Raw genomic sequence first — 19,446 nt, 5'->3', positions numbered from 1 at the left:
GGTCTTCTCGGCCGTTACCGCCGTGGTTCGCCCACGGTGCGCCACGGGACGGTCGAGCTCGTCGATGGCGGAACGCTCCACGGCTCGACTGAGAGGAACGCAAGACTCGGATGGATAGGGTTCGTCGTACCGTTCGAGGGAGATCTCGTCGGAGGTCGGGGGGCCTTCTCTTCGTTCAGCTGCTGACCGCCGCGGTGGAATCGGCCGCGGATTCGATTGCCATTAGCTATAAACCGACCGGTTTGTCCCCAGGGTGGCGCGAGCTCCGCTACACCGAGCTCGACGAGTTCTCCTCGCGCTTGGCGCGGGAACTGATCGACCGCGGCGTCGGGCCGGGCGATGTGGTCGCCGTCGGCTTCACCCGGTCCGTCGAATCGGTGCTCGCGGTCTGGGCCATCGCCAAAACCGGTGCGGCGTACGTGCCGGTGGATCCGGGCCTGCCGCCGGAGCGGCGCGCGTACATCATCGCCGATTCGGGGGCGATCCTCGGGCTCACCGATACCGCCCACCACGCCGAGTTCGGCGCCGGCATCGAATGGCTCGACCTCGCCGATCCGGTATTGCGCGAACGGGTCGCCGCCCGGCCCGCGCATCCGATCTCCTATGTCGACCGGGTCCGCGCGCTCACCGAGCAGCATCCGGCCTATGTCATCTACACCTCCGGCTCCACCGGCCGGCCCAAGGGTGTCGCGGTGACCCATGCCGGTCTCGCGGCGCTGGTCGCGACCGCCCGCGAACGCTACGGCGTCGATGCCGCCGCCCGCGTCCTGCACGTCTGCTCGCCGAACTTCGACGTCTCGGTGCTGGAACTGCTGCTGGCCTTCAGTTCCGGTGCGACGCTGGTGATTTCCCCGCCCACGGTGTTCGGCGGTTCCGAGCTCGCCGACCTGATCCGGCGCGAGCGGGTGACCCATGTGCTCATCACCCCGGCCGCGCTGGAGTCGGTGGACCCGGCCGGTCTAGTGGATCTGCGGGTCGTGGTCGTCGCCGGGGACGCGTTCGGTCCGGGGCTCGTCGATCGCTGGGCCGCGCCCGGGCGGTCCTTCTTCAATGCGTACGGTCCCACCGAGGCCACGATTCTCGCGACCAGCAGTGCCGAGCTGACCGCGGGGGAGCCGATCACCATCGGCTCCGCTCTCGCCGGAATCGGTGCGGTCGTGCTGGATTCGCGGCTGCGCCCGGTCCCGGCCGGGGTAGTCGGTGAGCTCTACCTGTCCGGTCCCGCGCTGGCCCAGGGCTATCTGGGGCGGCCCGGTCTCACTGCGGAACGGTTCGTCGCGGGCGCCTTCTGCGGCGATGCGGGCACGCCCGGTCTTCGTATGTATCGCACCGGAGATCTGGTGCGCCGCCGGATCGGTGACGGCGCCATCGAATACGTGGGCCGCTCGGACTTCCAGCTGAAGATCCGCGGCTTCCGCATCGAACTCGGCGAGATCGACGCGGCGCTGGGCGCGCATCCCGATATCGAATACGCCGCCACCCTCGGCCGGACCGCGCCCTCGGGGGCGACCGTGCTGGTCGCGTATGTGCTGCCGCGCACTGGCGTATCACTCGATGCCGCCGCGCTCGCGCGCTTCGCGGGCGCGTCCCTGCCCGGGCACATGGTGCCGTCCGCTTTCGTCGTGATCGACGCGATTCCGTTGACCCCCAATGGGAAACTGGATCGGCAGGCCCTGCCCGAGCCGGATTTCGAAGCGGCCGCGTCACGGACGCCGGAAGGTCCGGTGGAGACCCGGCTCGCCGAATTGTTCAACCAGGTCCTCGGGGTGCGGGTCGGCGCGGACGATTCGTTCTTCGCCGCGGGCGGGGACAGCATTCTGTCCATTCAGCTGGTGTCGCGTGCGCGCGCGGCGGGAATCGTGTTCACCCCCAAGGATGTTTTCGAGCATCGCACCGTGGCCGGGCTGGCGCGTGTCGCGGTGGCAGGGGCCGAACCGGTGCCGGGCCTGATCGAACTGCCCGGCGGCGGCATCGGCGAGATTCCGTTGCCACCGGTGCTGGCAGCTCACCTCGCGGGCGGCAGATCCTTCGCCCGATTCACCCAGCAGCTGGTGCTCGCCCTGCCCGAGGGCATCGACCGGGCGGGCCTCGCCGCCACCCTCGCCGCGGTGCTGGACCACCACGACATGCTGCGTGCCCGACTGCGATTCGCCGACGGGCGCTGGGAGTTCCGGACCCTGCCGACCGGAGCGGGCGGCGACGTGGCGGCACTGCTGGCGAAGGTCGACGCACCCGCCGGTGCGAGCGCCGCAGAGCTGGCCGACATCGCGGATGCGGCAATGGATTCCGCGCTCGATACACTCGATCCGGCGAATGCGCGGATGCTCGCGTTCACCTGGCTGTCCCGCCCGGACGGGCGCGATGCGCTGATCATCGCCGCGAATCACGCTGTGATCGACGGCGTCTCGTGGCGCATCCTCGTCTCCGACCTGGTGGCGGCCTGGGCGCAGCACGCCGCCGGGCACCCCGTCGTCCTGCCCGAGGTCGGCACCTCGTTCCGGCGCTGGGTGCACGGCCTGATCGAAACGGCGCCCGGCCGCACCGGCGAACTGGACCACTGGCGGCGGGCTCTCGCCACCCCCGATCCGCTGCTGGGTGCGCGCGCCCTCGACCCGGTCGTCGACACCGTCGCGACCGTACGGCAATTCAGCGTGTCCGTGCCGCCCGAGGTCACCCGCGCGGTGCTGACCGTGCTGCCGGCGCTGTACCGCGGAGGCGGCAATGACGGCCTGCTGGCCGCGCTCGCGCTGGCGGTGCGCGACTGGCGCGCCGAGCAGGGCATCGACGCCGCGGCGACCCGCATCCGGCTCGAAGGGCACGGCCGCGAGGAGCATGCCGTCCCCGGCGCCGATCTCAACCGCACCGTCGGCTGGTTCACCACCATGTACCCGGTGGTGCTCGACCTGTCCGGCATCGACGCGGCGGCGGCCTGGGACGGCGGCGAGGCGACGGCGGCGGTGCTGAAGACGGTCAAGGAACAGCTACTCGCGGTGCCGGACAACGGCATCGGCTTCGGCCTGCTGCGGCATCTGCATCCGGACACCGCGGGTGAGCTCGACGGCCCGCTCGGCCAGATCGGTTTCAACTATCTGGGCCGCATCGCGACCGGCGACGTCCCCGCGGCCATCGCGGACGGCAGCTGGCTGCCGACCGCCGCCTGGGGCGAACCCGCCGCCGCCCAGGACCCGGCCATGCCCGCGCCCGCCGTGATCGACATCAACGCCATCGTCACCGGCTCCGGCGACGGCGCACAGCTGACCGCGTCCTTCGCCTACGCCGCCGAGATTCTCGACGAGCCCGCCGTGCGCGAGCTGGCCGAGCGCTGGGTGGCCGCGCTGACCATGCTCGCCGACCACGCCGCCCATCCCGCCGCCGGTGGGCTCACCCCCGCCGACGTCCCCCTGGTGCACGTCACCCAGGACGAGCTCGACGCCTGGCACCGCGACCATCCGGGCTCGACCGACATCCTGCCGCTGTCTCCGCTGCAACTCGGATTGCTCTATCTGACACAGGTTTCCGGCGAGGAGTCCGACCCGTACCTCCTGCAATGGTCGATGGAGCTGTCCGGCGCCGTCGACCTGGAGCGCCTGCACCGGGCCGCCCAGACCATGGTCGACCGCCACGCCATCCTGCGCACCGCCTTCGGCGCCACCGCCGAGGGCGTCCCGGTCCAGATCGTCACCGCGGGCCTGGACGTGCCCTGGCGAGTCATCGACACCCCCGATGCCGATCCGGCCGAACTGCGGGCCGCCGAACTCCGCCGCGGATTCGACCTCGCGGCCGCGCCCCTGCTGCGATTCACGGTGTACCGCACCGAATCCGGCCGCGTCCATCTGGTGCTGACCTCCCACCACCTGCTGCTGGACGGCTGGTCGATGCCGCTGCTCATGAAGGAGCTGCTGGTTTCCTATGCGGCCGACGGCGATTCGCTCCTGCCGCGGGTCCGGCCCTACCGCGACTACATCGCCTGGCTGGCGCAGCGCGACCGCGACCAGACCATCGCCACCTGGCGGGAAGCGCTGACCGGAGTGACCCCGACCCGGCTGGTGACCGCCGTGCCCCCGCCCGCGGAACCCGCTGCGGGCCACGGTGTTTGCGCCGTGCTCCTCTCCGAGAGCGAGACCGCGGCCCTGCTGGCCTTCGCCACCGCCACCGAGGTCACGGTCAATACCGTCGTCCAGGCGGCCTGGGCCCTCATCCTCGCCTCCTGCGCCGGCCACGACGACATCACCTTCGGTGCGGTCGTCTCCGGCCGCCCGCCGCAACTGGACGGCGTCGACGGCATGGTCGGCCTGTTCGCCAACACCATCCCCGTCCGCGTCCGCCTCGACGCCCAGGAATCAGTCCGCAAGCTACTGATCCGCCTACAGGCCGAACAGGTTTCACTGCTCGACAGCCACCAGCTCGGCCTGGCCGAGATCCAGCGAGCCGCCGGCGCCGGTGAACTGTTCGACTCCGTCCTGGCTTTCGAGTCCTACCCGGTCGATGCCGACGGCCTGCGCCAGGCACACGGCGCGATCGACGGCCTGGAGATCGCCGGCCTGGAAGCGGTCAACTTCACCCACTACCCGGTAGCCGTAGAAGTCGAACTGGGCGACCACCTGCGCATCGCGGTCCAACACCGCCGCGACCTGATCGACACCGCAACCGCACAAGCGTTGGCTCACCGATTGCGGCTGCTACTGGGCGAATTCGTCACGACACCGGACCACACCCCGGCCGACCTGTACACGCTGCTCGACACGCACAACGACATCCTGGCGCAGGCCCGGTACTGGCGAGACACGCTGGCGGGCCTCCCCGACGAGTTGAACCTGCCCGCGGACCGCCCCCGAACCGGCGCGTCCGCCCGTGTGGACCGCATCCCCTTCGAGATCGGGCCCGATCTGCACGAGCGGCTCCGGCACTTCGCCGATAGCCGCGGGACGTCGATCTTCACCGTCGCACACGCGGTCTTCGCGGTACTGCTCGCCCGCCTGAGCGGCAGCGATGACATCGTGATCGGCACTCCGCCCCCTGTTGCGCCGGACTCAGCAGCGGTAGCGTCGAACTTGCTGGTCCTGCGCATCGGTGTCCGGTGGGCAGACTCGTTCGACAGCCTGCTCTCGCAGGCGAAAGATGTCTGTCTCCAGGCGTTCGCGCGTGCTGATGTGCCGATCGACGCGGTAGCGGCATCTCTGGAGCCGGATAGATCGCGGGACCGCCTGCCGCTCGTCCGGGCCATGGTCATGGTCGGCGATCGGGCAGCCGCAGATGAATCGATCGATCTGTCCTTGCGCCTGACAGAGTCCGGCGACTTCGCTGAATTCGCTTTCGCGGCAGAGCTGTTCGACCATCGGACAGTGGAGGTGTTCGCTGAGCGCTTCCTGCGCTTGCTCGCCGCGGCCGTGGACCGGCCGGAGCGCCCGGTCGGTGACCTGCCCCTGCTCGCGCCGGACGAACTCGCGCTGCTCACGCACGTGCCCGGTGACGAGGTCATGGCCACCGCGCTGTTGCCGGAGCTGCTCACCCGGGGCGCGGGGCTCGGGCCGGAGCGCGTCGCGGTGCGCTACGGTGACCGTTCCATTACCTACGGCGAACTCGGCACGCGCAGTTCGCAGTTGGCGCGGGTGCTGATCGACGGCGGCGTCGGTCCGGAGACGCTGGTCGCCGTGGCTCTCCCGCGCGGCTACGAGCTGGTGCTCGCGGTCATGGCGATCGCCAAGGCGGGCGGCGCGCATGTGCCGATCGACCCGGGCTATCCCGCCGATCGGATCCGGCACATGGTGGCCGATTCCGGTGTGGCGCTGGGTATCACCACCGCCGAGTATGCCGGTGAGCTGCCTGCCGGTCCGGTGTGGCTGCTGCTCGGCGACCCCGAGACCGAACGCCGGTGCGATGCCCAGCCGGGCGGACCGGTGACCGACGCGGAACGCCTTGCGCCGCTGCGCATGCACAACCCCGCCTACGTCATCTACACCTCCGGTTCGACCGGAATGCCCAAGGGCGTCACCGTCACTCACACCGGGCTCGGCGGCATGGTCGCCGATGCGTTGAGCCGCTATCGGCTGGAACCGCACCACCGGTTCCTGCACATCTGCTCACCGAGCTTCGATCCGTCGGTCTTCGAATGGATGTGCGCGTTCTCCGTCGGCGCGACCCTGGTCATCGTGCCGCCGTCGATCATCGGCGGGCCCGAACTGACGGAACTGCTGCGCGCCGAGGCGGTCACGCATGCGCTCATCACTCCCGGTGTCCTCGGCACCATCGATCCCGCCGGGCTGGACGCGTTCGAGGCGCTGTTCGTGGGTGGCGATGTGATGACCCCCGATCTGCTGGCCCGCTGGGCTCCTGGGCGGCGCTACTACAACGCCTACGGCCCCACCGAGGCGACCATCATCTCGTCCTACGCGGAACTGACCGTGGGCCAGCGCATTACGATCGGCGTCCCGGTGGCGGGCATGGCGGCGCTGGTGCTGGATGCCCGGCTGCGACCGGTTCCGCCGGGTGTGGCGGGGGAGCTGTATCTGACCGGCGGCAGCCTGGCCCGGGGCTACCGCAATCGGCCCGGGCTGACCTCCGAGCGGTTCGTTCCCGACCCCTGGGGTGCGCCGGGCTCGCGCATGTATCGCACCGGTGACGTGGTGCGCTGGTATGCGCCGCCGGAGCATCGGGACGGCAATCACGCACGGGCGTCGGTGGTCTGGCAGCTCGACTATGTGGGTCGCAGCGACGCACAGGTCAAGGTGCGCGGCTTCCGTGTCGAACTCGGCGAGATCGACGCGGCGCTGAACGGTTGTGCCGAGGTCGGATTCGCCGTCACGCTGGGTCGCACGCTGCCGTCGGGGGCGACCGCGCTGGTGTCGTATGTGCAACCGGCGCCGGGCCACAGCGTCCATCCGGCGCGGCTCACCGAGTACGCGGCGCGAATCCTGCCCGCGCACATGGTGCCCGCGGCGATCGTCGTGGTCGAGGAGATGCCGCTCACCTCGAACGGCAAGATCGACCGGAAGGCCCTGCCGGAACCGGTTTTCGAGACGACCGCGACCCGTGCGCCGCAGGGGCCGGTGGAATCACGACTGGCCGAACTCTTCGCCCAGGTGCTCGGCCTGGCGACCGTCGGGGTGAACGATTCGTTCTTCGCGATCGGCGGCGACAGCATCATGTCGATCCAGCTGGTCTCCCGCGCCCAAGCAGCCGGGATCGTCTTCACCGCGCGTGATGTGTTCGAACAGAAGACCGTGGCGGCACTGGCCCGGGTCGCCGCGGTGGGTTCCGCGGCGGCGCGCGTGGTCCTCGCCGAGCTGCCGGGCGGCGGCATCGGCGAAATCCCCCTGACGCCGGTGCTTTCCGAATTCCTCGCCGAGCGCCCGTCCGATCGCTTCGCCCAGACCATGGTGCTGGCGCTGCCCGAGGACATCGACCGCGCCGGTCTGGTCACCACGATCGGCGCGGTCATGGAACGGCACGAGGTACTGGGTTCGCGCGTGTGGCGCGACGACGAGCGCTGGCGGTTCGAAGCCTTGCCGCATGCGGCGATCGACGCAGACTCCCTGGTGATCGAGACCGATATCGCGGCCGGCGCCGGCGAGCAGGAGCTGACCCGAATCGGCAGCGCCGCAATGGCTTCCGCCTTGAACGCACTCGACCCGGCAGTGGGCCGCATGCTGTCCTTCGTCTGGCTGCGCCGCCCCGATGCCCGCGACGTCCTCGTCGTGGCCGCGCACCACTACGTCATAGACGGTGTGTCCTGGCGCATCCTGATCCCGGATTTGGCCCTGGCCTGGGCCCAGCACGCCGCGGGACAGCCCATCGCCCTGCCGCCCGTCGGCACCTCGTTCCGGCGCTGGGCCCACGGTGTGTCCGAGGCGGCCGCCGGCCGCGGTGGGGAACTCGGCTACTGGCAGCGCGTGCTGGCCACCCCGGACCCGCTGCTGGGTGCGCGCGCCCTCGATCCTGCCGCCGACACCTATGCGACCTTGCGCTCCGTCATGGTTCAGATGCCGGTCGATGTCACCGAGGCCATGCTGACCACGCTGCCCGCCCGGTACCGCGGCGGCGTCAACGACGGCCTGCTCGCCGCTCTCGCACTGGCGGTACAGGTTTGGCGTGCGCGGCGTGGCATCGACACCCGGGTGACCCGAATCCGGCTGGAAGGCCATGGGCGCGAAGAAGACGCCGTCCCCGGCGCCGATCTCACCCGCACGCTCGGCTGGTTCACCAGCGTCTACCCGGTCGCCCTCGAGCTGCCGGTCTCGGCGAGCGCCGAGACCGCCGACCTGAACGCCGAAAGCGCGGCGCGCCTGCTGAAGTCGGTCAAGGAGCAACTACTCGCGGTGCCGGACAAGGGCATCGGATTCGGCATGCTGCGGCACCTCAATGCCGAGACCGCCGGCCTGCTCACCGGCGACATCGGCCAGATCGGCTTCAACTACCTCGGCCGCGCCACCACCGGCGCACCCGCGGACCTGCCGGACCACAGCTGGCTGCCCACAGCCGATCTTGGCGCACTCGAGATCGAGTACGACCCGGGCATGCCGGTCGGAGCCGTCATCGACATCAATGCGATCACCGCCGATACACCGGCCGGACCGCAACTGGAACTGTCCTTCGGCTATGCCGGTGAAATCCTCGACGAGGCGGCCGTGCGCGAGCTGGCCGATCACTTCGCCGCCGCGCTCACCGCCTTCGCCGAGCACCTGAACGACCCTGCGGCCGGTGGTCTGACCCCCTCCGATGTACCGCTGGTCCGCGTCTCCCAAGCCGAGCTGGACCGCTGGCAGCGCACCTACCCGTCACTCTCGGATGTCCTGCCGCTCTCGCCGCTACAGGATTCCCTGCGCGTACTCATGGAGCTGCTCGACGACTCGACCGAGGCCTACCTCATCCAGGCGGCGCTACAGCTGACCGGCGACCTGGACATCGAGCGTCTGCGCACGTCCGCCCGCATCATGCTCGACCGGCACGCGAACCTGCGCTCCGCCTTCTTGCCGGTGGCCGACGGCACCTCCGTGCAAGTCGTCGTGGATGACATCGAAGTCCCGCTGCGCCTCGTCGACGGCGTCGCCGACGCCGATCTCCCCGGACTGCTGGCCGCCGAACAACGCACCGGCTTCGACCCGGCAGTCGCGCCGCTGCTGCGATTCACGGTGTACACCACCGAATCCGGCCGCACCCACCTCGTCCTGACCGGCCACCACATCCTGCTCGACGGCTGGTCCATGCCGCTGCTGATGAAGGAACTGCTGGTCCTCTACGCAACCGGCGGCGACCCGGCGGTACTGCCCCCCGTGCGCCCCTACCGCGACTACCTGCGCTGGCTCGCCCAGCAGGACCGCGACGGCGCCCACCGAGCCTGGTCGCGCGTCCTGACGGACGTCACCCCCACCCTGCTCGCCCCCGAACTGGCCTGGCCCGCCGCCACGGAAACCGGCTACGGCCGTTGCGAATTCGAACTGTCCCCCGCGGAAACCGCAGCGCTCACGGCGTACGCCGCCACCGCCGAGGTCACCCCCAACACGCTGCTGCAGACCGCATGGGGCCTCGTGCTCGCCGCCAGTACCGGCCGCGACGACGTGGTCTTCGGCGCCACGATCTCCGGCCGACCGGCGCAACTCGACGGCGTCGGCGAAATGATCGGCCTGTTCGTGGATGCCATCCCGGTGCGCGTGCGCTTCGAACCGGAAACCACCACCCGATCCCTGATCACCGGCGTCCAAGCGGAACAGATCTCCCTGCTCGACCACCATCACCTGGGCCTCGGCGCCATCCAGCGCCTGGCCGGCCGAGGCGAACTCTTCGACACCATGCTGGTCTTCGAGTCCTACCCCATCGACGCCGAAGGCCTGCAACAGGCCGGCGGAGCCCTGGGCGACCTCCGCATCGACGCCCTCACCGGCGAGGACTTCACCCACTACCCGATCACCGTCCTGGTCTTCCTCAACGACCGCACGCTCGTCCAGGTCAAATACCGCCGCGACACCGTCGCCGACACCACCGCCCAAGCCGCAGCGAACCGCCTGCACCAGGCCCTCACCGAACTCCTGGCGGCACCCGCCCGCCGCGCCCGCGACATCGCCCGCACCCTCGACACCGAAGCCGCCGACTCGATCACCCGAACCCGCTACTGGCGAACGACATTGGCCGGCCTACCCGAGTGCCTACCCCTGCCCTCGGACCGACCGCACCCCGCCCAGCGCACGGAAGCGCGCGGCCGCATAGCCTTCCCGGTCCCGGAGCACGTCCGACAAGGCCTGCGCGACGTCGCGAACACAGCGGGCGTCACCTGGACCACAGTGATCCGCACCGCCCTCGCCGTCCTCCTCGCGCGACTCTCGGGCACCGACGACATCGCGATCGGCACCGATGCCGAGATAGCGAGCGCGGTCCGGTCGCCGAGCCGTGCGCCCGAACTCGTACTGCGGACGCATGTGGCGGCCGACCTCCCCTTCGCCGAACTGCTTCCCGCGGCCTACGAGGCCGAGCGGCAAGGGTTTGCACACGCCGGAATTCCGCTGGACGAGCTGGCCGACCTGCTGGGCGTGCGACGGACATCGGCGCGGCAATCGCTGTTCCAGGTCGCGCTGTCCTTCCAGAGTCCCCCGGCCGCGATCGGTGATCTGGCGCTGGCGATCTCGACCGGCGAAGAGGACTCCCTCGTCCTCGGCGAGATCTCCTTCAGCCGTGATCTTCTCGACGATGCGACGGTCGAAGCCTTTGCTCAGCGGTTCGTCCTAGTGCTGGCCGAGGTCGCCGAACGCCCGGTCACGCCGGTTGGTGACATCGCCGTGCTGACGGCGGCGGAATACCATCGCTTGACCCGTATGGGCGGCGGCCTCCCGCTCGCCGTCGGTCTGCTGCCCGACTTGCTCACCAGGGGAGTGGGTTTCGGCCACGATCGCATTGCCGTGCGCGACGCAGGGCGGAGCTACACCTACGGAGAACTCGACGCCGACTCCTCCCGCCTCGCCCGGGCGCTGATCGCGCGCGGTATCGGCCCGGAAACCGTGGTGGCGCTGGCCATGCGCCGCTCCTACGCCATGATCACCGCCATCTGGGCGGTCGCCAAGACCGGAGCCGCCTACCTCCCGGTCGATCCCGGCTATCCGGCCGACCGCGTGGCCTACCTGCTGTCCGATTCCGGTGCGGTGGTGGGCCTTACCGTCGCCGCGCACACGGCCACGCTGCGCGGCACCGCTCAGCTGGATGAGTTGCGGGATGCTGTGCAGACGCACGGGCCGCTGGGCGCCGGGCAGACGGACAGACTGCCTGGCGCTGCATCCACGGACGGGGTGCCGGGCGACGCGCAGACCGGCAGTTTGCAGGGTGCCGCGCCGGCTGGCGGGCTGGTGGGTGCCGCACGTACAGGCGGGCCCGCGGGGGCAGTGGACTGGCTGGTGCTCGACGACGCAGCCTTCCGCGCCGAATGGTCCGCGCGTCCGGCGGGTCCGGTGGCCGACGTCGATCGCCGTGCGCCCCTGCGTCTTTCGCACGCCGCGTACGTGATATACACGTCCGGATCGACAGGTACGCCCAAGGGCGTCACTGTCACCCATGCCGGGCTCGGTGGCCTTGTCGGCTGTTCGGCCGATCTGCTGCGCCTCGAGCCGGAATCCCGGATGCTGCACGTCTGTTCCCCGAGCTTCGACCAATCCATCGAGGAGATCGCCACTGCCGCCTACGCGGGCGCGACCTTGGTCATTGCCCCGCCGGAAATGCTGGGCGGCGAGGAACTTCGCGATCTGTTGCGCGCGGAACGGGTGACTCACACGATCATCACCCCCGCCCTGCTCGGCACCGTCGACCCGTCAGGACTCGATGACCTGGCTGTGGTCTCCGCGGGCGGCGAGGCCACCACGCCCGAGTTGCTGGCGGCGTGGCAGCCCGGTCGGCGATTCATCAACGGCTACGGCCCCACCGAGGCGACGATCGGCGCGACCTACACGACTCTGCGTGCGGGGCAGCGAGTGTCGATCGGGCGTCCGGTGCCCGGTGGATGGGCGGCGGTTCTCGACGACCGGTTGCGGCCGGTCGCGCCGGGTGTCGTGGGTGAGCTGTATCTGGCGGGACCGGCGCTCGCGCGCGGCTATCACCGGCGGGCGGGCGCGACGGCGGAGCGGTTCATCGCCAACCCGTGGGGTGCGCCGGGGGAGCGCATGTATCGCACCGGTGACCTGGTGCGGTGGATCGGGGTGCCCGCTGCCGGGCCGGTGGGCGGTGAGCTGGAATACGTGGGACGCACCGACTTCCAGGTGAAGATCCGCGGTTTCCGGATCGAACTCGGGGAGATCGATGCCGTGCTCGCGGCGCATTCCGAGGTCGACTATGCGGTGACCATCGGCCGTGAGAACACCAGCGGCGTCACCGTTCTGGTGTCGTATGTGGTGGGACGGGCACTCGATCCGGAAGAACTGACCCGCTGGGCCGCCCGTGCACTGCCTGCCCACATGGTGCCCGCGGCCGTGGTGGTGCTCGACGAAGTGCCATTGACGGCGGTCGGCAAGCTCGACCGGAAAGCCCTTCCTGCACCGGAATTCGCCACGCGCCCGTACCGGGAGCCCGAGACCGAGACGGAGCGGACCGTGGCCGGTGTGCTCGCCGAAGTGCTCGGCCGCGAGCGTATCGGCGCCGATGACAACTTCTTCGAGCTCGGCGGCAATTCGCTGCTCGCGACCAGGGTCACCGCGCGCCTCGGCGTGGCGATCGATGCCCAGGTTCCGGTGCGGACGCTGTTCGCCGCGCCCACCGTCGCCGGGCTGGCACACGAAATCACGAAACTCACCGCCGACCGGAACCGACCGGCCCTGGTGGCCGGCGAACGGCCGCAGCGCATTCCACTCTCGCCCGCCCAGCAGCGCATGTGGTTCCTCAATAGGTTCGACACCAACTCGTCCGCGTACAACATTCCCGTCGCCCTGCGTCTCAGCGGAGCGCTGGATGTGGAAGCCATGCGGCTGGCGTTCGCCGATCTGATTGCGCGGCACGAGATCCTGCGCACCGTCTACCCGCAGACCGAGACCGGTCCGGTGCAAGTCATCCTGCCGCCCACGGATCCGGGCGTACCACGCCTCGAAGTGGGTGACCTCGCCGCCGACGTGGAACCGGCCGTGACGGCGCTGGCCTCGACGATCTTCGACGTCACCGCCGAAGTGCCGCTGCGCGCCGCGCTCTGGCGGGTCGCCGACGACGAGTACGTCCTGGCCCTGGTCGTTCACCACATCTGCGGTGACGGCTACTCCGGTGGCCCGCTCACCCGGGATCTGGTGACCGCGTATGCCTCTCGCGCTCTCGGCCAGGCCCCGCGGTGGACGCCGCTGCCGGTGCAGTACGCCGACTACGCGCTCTGGCAGCGCGCCCTGCTCGGCAGCGAGGATCAGCCGGGTTCGATCGCGGCCGAGCAGATCGCCTACTGGCGGGACGCGCTCGCCGATCTGCCGGATCAGCTGGAGCTGCCGCGGGATCGCCCGCGTCCGGCGGTGCAGTCCTTCGCGGGCGGCCGGGTGGAGGTGCGCATCGACGCCGCCACCCATGCCGCCCTCGCGGAACTGGCTCGCGCTCAGGGCGCGACACTGTTCATGGTCGTGCACACCGCGTTCGCGGTGCTGCTGGCCCGATTGTCGGGCACGGACGATATCGCCATCGGCACCCCGACCGCCGGTCGTGGCGCGGCCGAGCTGGACGATCTGATCGGCATGTTCGTCAACACCCTGGTGTTCCGCACCCGGGTGGACGCGCGCGCCGGATTCACGGAACTGCTCGCGCGCCAGCGCGATATCGACCTGCGGGCGTACGCGCACGCGGATGTGCCGTTCGAGCGGTTGGTCGAGGTGCTCAACCCGGTGCGCTCGACCGCGCGGCACCCGCTGTTCCAGGTGGGGCTGTCGTTCCAGAACCTGGCCCCGGTCGGCATGGAACTGCCCGGCCTCACGGTCAGCGGGCTCGGCACGGACCGGCAGCTGTCGCAGTTCGACCTGCATCTCATCGTGGCCGACGGATACGACGAACAGGGAGCGCCGACAGGTATCGGCGGCTTCCTCACCTATGCCGCCGATCTCTTCGACGAGTCCACGGTGCGGGGTTTCGCGGACAGGTTCCTCCGGGTGCTGCGCGCCGTGGTCGGCGATCCGCGACGACCGGTCGGAGCCATCGATGTGCTTGCACCGCAGGAGCTTCAGCGGCTCGCGGAGTGGAACGACACCGAGCGGGCCCTGGGCTCGAAGGCCGACGCCACCTTGGCGTCGCTGCTGGACGCGACCGTTGCCGCCACCCCGCACGCGGTCGCACTGGTGGCCGCCGACGGCGCTCGCACCACCTATGCCGAACTCGACGCGCAGGTCAACCGAGTCGCGCGCTACCTGATCGACCGCGGCGTAGGCCCGGAATCGCAGGTGGCGCTGGCGATCCGGCGCTCGGTCAATCTGGTCGTCGCCATGTATGCGGTGAGCCGGGCGGGTGGCGCGTACGTGCCGGTCGATCCGGACCAGCCCGCGCAGCGCACCGACCACCTGCTGGAGACGACGGCGCCGGTCTGTGTATTGACCGACGCGGAAACCGATTTCGCCACCTTGCGCGCGCCCGTCGTGCGGATGGACCTGCTGGACCTGTCCGCACTGCCGACCGCCGGCATCACCGACGCCGACCGCCTCGCGCCCGTGCGGGCCGAGCACACGGCATATGTGATCTTCACGTCGGGTTCCACCGGCCGTCCCAAGGGCGTCGCGGTGACGCACGGTGCGATCGTCAACCAGCTGCTATGGAAGACAACGGAATTCGGTCTGTCGCCCGACGACGCCGTGCTGTTGAAGACGGCCGCGACCTTCGACCTGTCGGTGTGGGAATTCTGGTCGGCCGTGATCTGCGGCGGCCGCCTGGTCATCGCGGCCCCGGACGGCCATCGCGACCCCGCGTACCTGAACGCCTTGATGACCCGCGAGGGCGTGACCACCCTGCACACCGTCCCCTCGATGCTGGACGCCCTGCTCACCGGCCGCCTCCCGGATTCGCTGCGGCGAGTGCTCGCCATCGGCGAGGCCCTGCCCGCCGCCCTGGCCCGCCGGTTCGCCGCCGTCGCACCGCATACCGCGCTGTTCAACCTGTACGGCCCGACCGAAGCCGCGGTGTCGATCACCCGGCACCCGGTGACCGAGCTCGCCGGTCCGTCCGTGCCGATCGGCACACCGGTGTGGAACAGCCAGGTCTACGTGCTGGATTCGCACCTGCGGCCGGTGCCGCCGGGCGTCGCCGGCGAACTGTATCTGGCCGGTGACCAGCTCGCCCGCGGCTACTTCGGCCGCGCCGACCTGACCGCAGATCGTTTCGTGGCCAACCCGTTCCGGCCCGGCGCGCGCATGTACCGCACCGGAGACCTGGCCGCCTGGACCGCCGACGGCACGCTCGACTACCGCGGCCGCACCGACTTCCAAGTCAAGATCCGCGGCTTCCGCATCGAACTCGGCGAGATCGACGCGGTGCTCACCGCTCATCCCGATGTGAGCGTTGCGGTGACGGTGGGTCGCGAGAATCCGGCCGGTGCAACGGTTCTGGTGTCCTATGTGGCGGGGGAGCGGGCACTGGATCCGGATCGCCTGACCGACTGGGCCGCCCGGACTCTGCCCGCGCACATGGTGCCCGCCACGATCGTGGTCCTCGACCAGCTGCCGCTGTCCCGAACCGGCAAGCTCGATCGTGCGGCCCTGCCCGCACCCGAGTTCGCGCCCCGCACCTACCGGGCGCCGTCGACAGCCCTCGAAACGACCGTCTGCGCGGTATTCGCCGACGTCCTGGGCCTCGAGCGAATCGGCTTGGACGACAACTTCTTCGAACTCGGCGGCAACTCGCTCATCGCCACGAAACTGGTGGCGCGCTTGAGCGAGGCCGTGGCCACGACCGTGCCGGTGATGTGGGTGTTCACCGCGCCCACACCCGCCGGAATCGCCGGGGCCCTCGAGCAGCCGGACGCCGAGGACGCGGGATCCGACGCGGCCTTCGACATCCTGCTGCCCCTGCGCGCCCGCACCGAGCACAGCACGGCCGCACCGCTGTTCTGCATTCATCCCATCGGGGGCATCGCCTGGTCCTTCGCCGGGCTCGCCGCCCACCTGGACCGGGGTCGCCCCCTCTACGGACTCCAGTCACCCGCGCTGAGTTCGTCCGCGCCACTGCCGGATTCGATCGAGGACTGGGCTCGCCTCTACATCGCGCAGATCCGGACGGTCCAGCCCGAAGGCCCCTACCACCTGCTCGGCTGGTCACTCGGCGGCGTCCTCGCGCATGCTATGGCCGTCCAGCTCCAGGACGAGGGCGAGCAGGTGGCGCTGCTGGCCATGATGGACAGCCGTCTCCAGCAAGCCGATTCGACAGTCGCCGCACCCGAGGTTCCCCTCTCGGAACTGCTCGGCGGGCTGCTCGGCGACCGAGCCGCCGAACTCGGCGTGGACGGCGTCCTGGACGTGACCGACCTGGCGGACAAACTGAGCCGGCTGCCGGAACCGTTCGCGTCCTTCGGCTCCGAACGAATCCAGCGCGTGGTGGACTCCGCCCTAGCCTCGGCGGCCCTGAACGCGGCCTACCGCGCCCGCACCTTCGACGGCGACCTCGTCTACTTCACCGCGGCCCGCGACGACCGGACGTGCTCGGTCAATGCCAAGACCTGGGTGGCGGCGGTGACCGGCACCGTGCACAACCACCCGGTGGCGTCGACACACTGGCGGATGACCGCCGACGCACCACTGCGGCGCATAGCCGAGGTGCTGCACGGGGCTCTGGAATCCACTCCGGTGGCGATCCCGGGCTGAGGCGATGCCACGGAATCCAGGTACCCCCCGGCCGGGCAGCTCACCGTCATCGTCGGCCGTAATGGCTGCGGGAAGTCCACGCTGCTGCGCGGGCTGGCCCGGCTGGTGCCGCCGGCCTCCGGCGCGGTGCTGCTCGACGGGACCGATATCGCGAAACAGCCCGCGCGCACCCTGGCGCCCCGCCTCGGCATGCAGCCGCAGGCGCCCGAGGGGATCACCGTCGCCGATCTCGTCGGCCGGGGGCGGCATCCGCATCAGCGCTGGTTCCGGCAATGGTCCGATGCGGACGAGGCCGCCGTGCGGCACGCGTTGACCGTCACCGACACTCTCGAGCTCGCCGAGCGCACGGTGGATCAGCTGTCCGGCGGGCAGCGGCAGCGGGTGTGGATCGCGCTCGCCATCGCCCAGGACCCGGAAGTCATGCTGCTCGACGAGCCGACCACCTTCCTGGATCTGGCGCATCAGCTCGATGTGCTGGAGGTGCTGCGAAACCTGTTGCCGCGCACCATTGTCGCGGTGCTGCACGATCTGAATCTGGCGGCCCGGTACGCCGATCACCTCATTGCCATGAAGGACGGGGGGTCGTGGCGCAGGGGACGCCCGCACAGATCGTGCGGCCCGAGGTGGTGGCCGAGGTCTTCGATCTCGACTGCGCCGTCATCGACGATCCGATCACCGGCACCCCGCTGGTCGTGCCCGCCGCGCGAACGGTGCGCACCGCATGAGCCGCCGTCATGTGCTCGTCGCCCGGCCCACGCCATCGGGGGTCGATCTCACCGCCGTGGCGGCGCTGGCTCGCGCCTGCGGCATCGGTTACGCACTGCTCGACCAGGGCGAGCCGACGATCCACGATGTTCTCGACGAGGCCGCTGCCGCCGAGGTTCCGGTCACGCTCGTTCCCTTGGCGGTTCCGCGCGACCGCTATCTCGAGACCTGGATCGCCCGGGCGGTGGCGAACTGGCATGCCCTGCCCGCGCCCGCGATCGACGCCGAGGTCTGCGATCGGGCGGTGTGAGACAGCGAAATTCCGAGTTGGCCTGCGGTTGAGGAGAGATTACTTCACACTGATCTTCTGTCGAACGCTGTATGAGGGCGGCGTTGTCACGCGGGAGTTAGTATGACCCAGGCCCAGCCCCAATCCGACGATGAACGCCGGCTCGCCGAGCTCGGCTATAAACAGGATCTGGCCCGATCATGGTCGGGATTCTCGAATTTCGCGATCAGTTTCACCATCGTGTCGATCCTGACCGGCGGCCTGGCCAGTTACGGTATCGGCCTGGCCAATGGCGGGCCCATCACCATGGCGTGGGGCTGGCCGCTGGTATCGATAATGGTGCTGTTCGTGGGGCTGGCAATGGCCGAATTGGCCTCGGCGTATCCGACTTCGGGCGGCCTGTACTGGTGGGCCTCGGAGCTGGGCGGGCCGATATGGGGCTGGTTCACCGGCTGGTTCAACCTCATCGGGCAGATCGCGGTCACCGCGGCCATCGATTACGGCGCGGCCATTTTCACCACGGTGGTGCTGAATGTCATCGGCATAGACATCGGAACCGACCGCACCGCAATATTTTTGGTGTTCGCCGCCATTCTGGTACTGCACGCGGTGCTGAATGCCATCGGGCCGCATCTCTCGGCGATGATCAATAACATTTCCGCCTGGTGGCATGTGGGCGGTGTGGCCATCTTCGTGGTGGTGCTCGGGTTCGGGGCGGAGAACCATCAGAGCGTCGGGTTCGTGTTCACCGAGACCGTGGACAACAGCGCGGTCGGATTCGGCGGTGTGGCTTTCAGTTTCCTGCTGGGGCTCCTGCACGCGCAGTACACCTTCACCGGCTACGACGCCTCGGCGCACATGTCGGAGGAGACGCACAATGCGGCGCGCATGGCGGCCAAGGGGATCGTCAATACGATCATCGTCTCGGCGGTGGCCGGTTACCTGCTGATCATGGCGGTCACCTTCGCCATTCCGAATCTCGACGATGCGCTCGATCCGGAGAAGAACCGCGGCTACCCGGTCATCTACATCCTGGAGAACTCGCTCAACTCGTTCTGGTCGGGATTGCTGCTGATCATCGCCGCTGTGGCGCAGCTGTTCTGCGGCTATGCCTCGGTCACCTCGGCGTCGCGGATGCTGTTCGCGTTCGCTCGGGACGGGGCGGTGCCGGGATCGGCGTTGTGGTCGAAGCTGTCGGCACGCCGGGTGCCGGTGAACGCGGTGCTGTTCATCTCGTTCTTCGCGTTCGTGCTGCTGATCCCGTCGATGCTGGTGCCCGCCGCGAACGCCCCGACCGCCTACGCCGCCGCCACCTCGGTGGCCACCATCGGTCTCTACATCGCCTACGGCCTGCCCATTCTGCAACGGCAGCTGCACGGCAGCCGATTCCACACCGGCCCTTGGCAACTCGGCGGCTGGTATCGCCCGATCGGGATCATCGCCCTGGTGTGGATCGTGCTGATCAGCCTGCTGTTCATCCTGCCCATGGACGATCGCGGCTATCCGTGGAACGACGAATTCACCTGGACCGTGGTCAATTACGCCCCGATCACCCTGATCGGCGTGGTGGGCGCCATCGCCGTCTGGTGGTTCGCCTCGGCCCGGCGCTGGTTCACCGGGCCCAAGCGCAATGTCGGCGAACCGCCGGAGGCGGAAGCCTCCGTCGGCGCCTGAATCTGC

The 19,446-nt window shown here is 69.8% G+C and carries 3 protein-coding genes and 1 pseudogene; all 4 read left to right on the top strand.

Annotated features, from left to right (window positions below):
- Positions 1–194: 194 nt before the first annotated feature.
- The 4 genes and pseudogenes from ACYQ5L_RS24565 (at position 195) to ACYQ5L_RS24550 (ending at position 19,440) form a co-directional block, all read left to right on the top strand.
- A complete protein-coding gene (locus ACYQ5L_RS24565) occupies positions 195–16,772 on the top strand; it encodes an amino acid adenylation domain-containing protein (RefSeq protein WP_459960584.1) in 16,578 nt (5,525 codons plus the stop codon).
- Between the two features lie 27 nt (positions 16,773–16,799).
- Positions 16,800–17,497 (top strand): annotated as a pseudogene (locus ACYQ5L_RS24560) (ABC transporter ATP-binding protein); the annotation flags it as partial.
- Positions 17,494–17,787, top strand: a complete 294-nt coding sequence (locus ACYQ5L_RS24555; protein ID WP_459960581.1) for a hypothetical protein — start codon at positions 17,494–17,496, stop codon at positions 17,785–17,787. The pseudogene ACYQ5L_RS24560 and the gene ACYQ5L_RS24555, both read left to right, overlap by 4 nt.
- Before the next feature lie 102 nt (positions 17,788–17,889).
- Complete coding sequence (locus ACYQ5L_RS24550; protein ID WP_459960579.1) at positions 17,890–19,440, top strand: amino acid permease; 1,551 nt, start codon at positions 17,890–17,892, stop codon at positions 19,438–19,440.
- Positions 19,441–19,446 lie beyond the last annotated feature (6 nt).

This window comes from Nocardia sp. IFM 10818, from assembly GCF_054655275.1.
Note: the sequence above shows the minus strand (reverse complement) of the source record. Positions and strands in the feature narration are given on the sequence as shown.

Bases quoted from the DNA above. Each gene is read 5' to 3' on its own strand.
- ACYQ5L_RS24550 (WP_459960579.1), top strand. From the start codon at position 17,890: ATGACCCAGGCCCAGCCCCAATCCGACGATGAACGCCGGCTCGCCGAG.
- ACYQ5L_RS24555 (WP_459960581.1), top strand. From the start codon at position 17,494: ATGAGCCGCCGTCATGTGCTCGTCGCCCGGCCCACGCCATCGGGGGTC.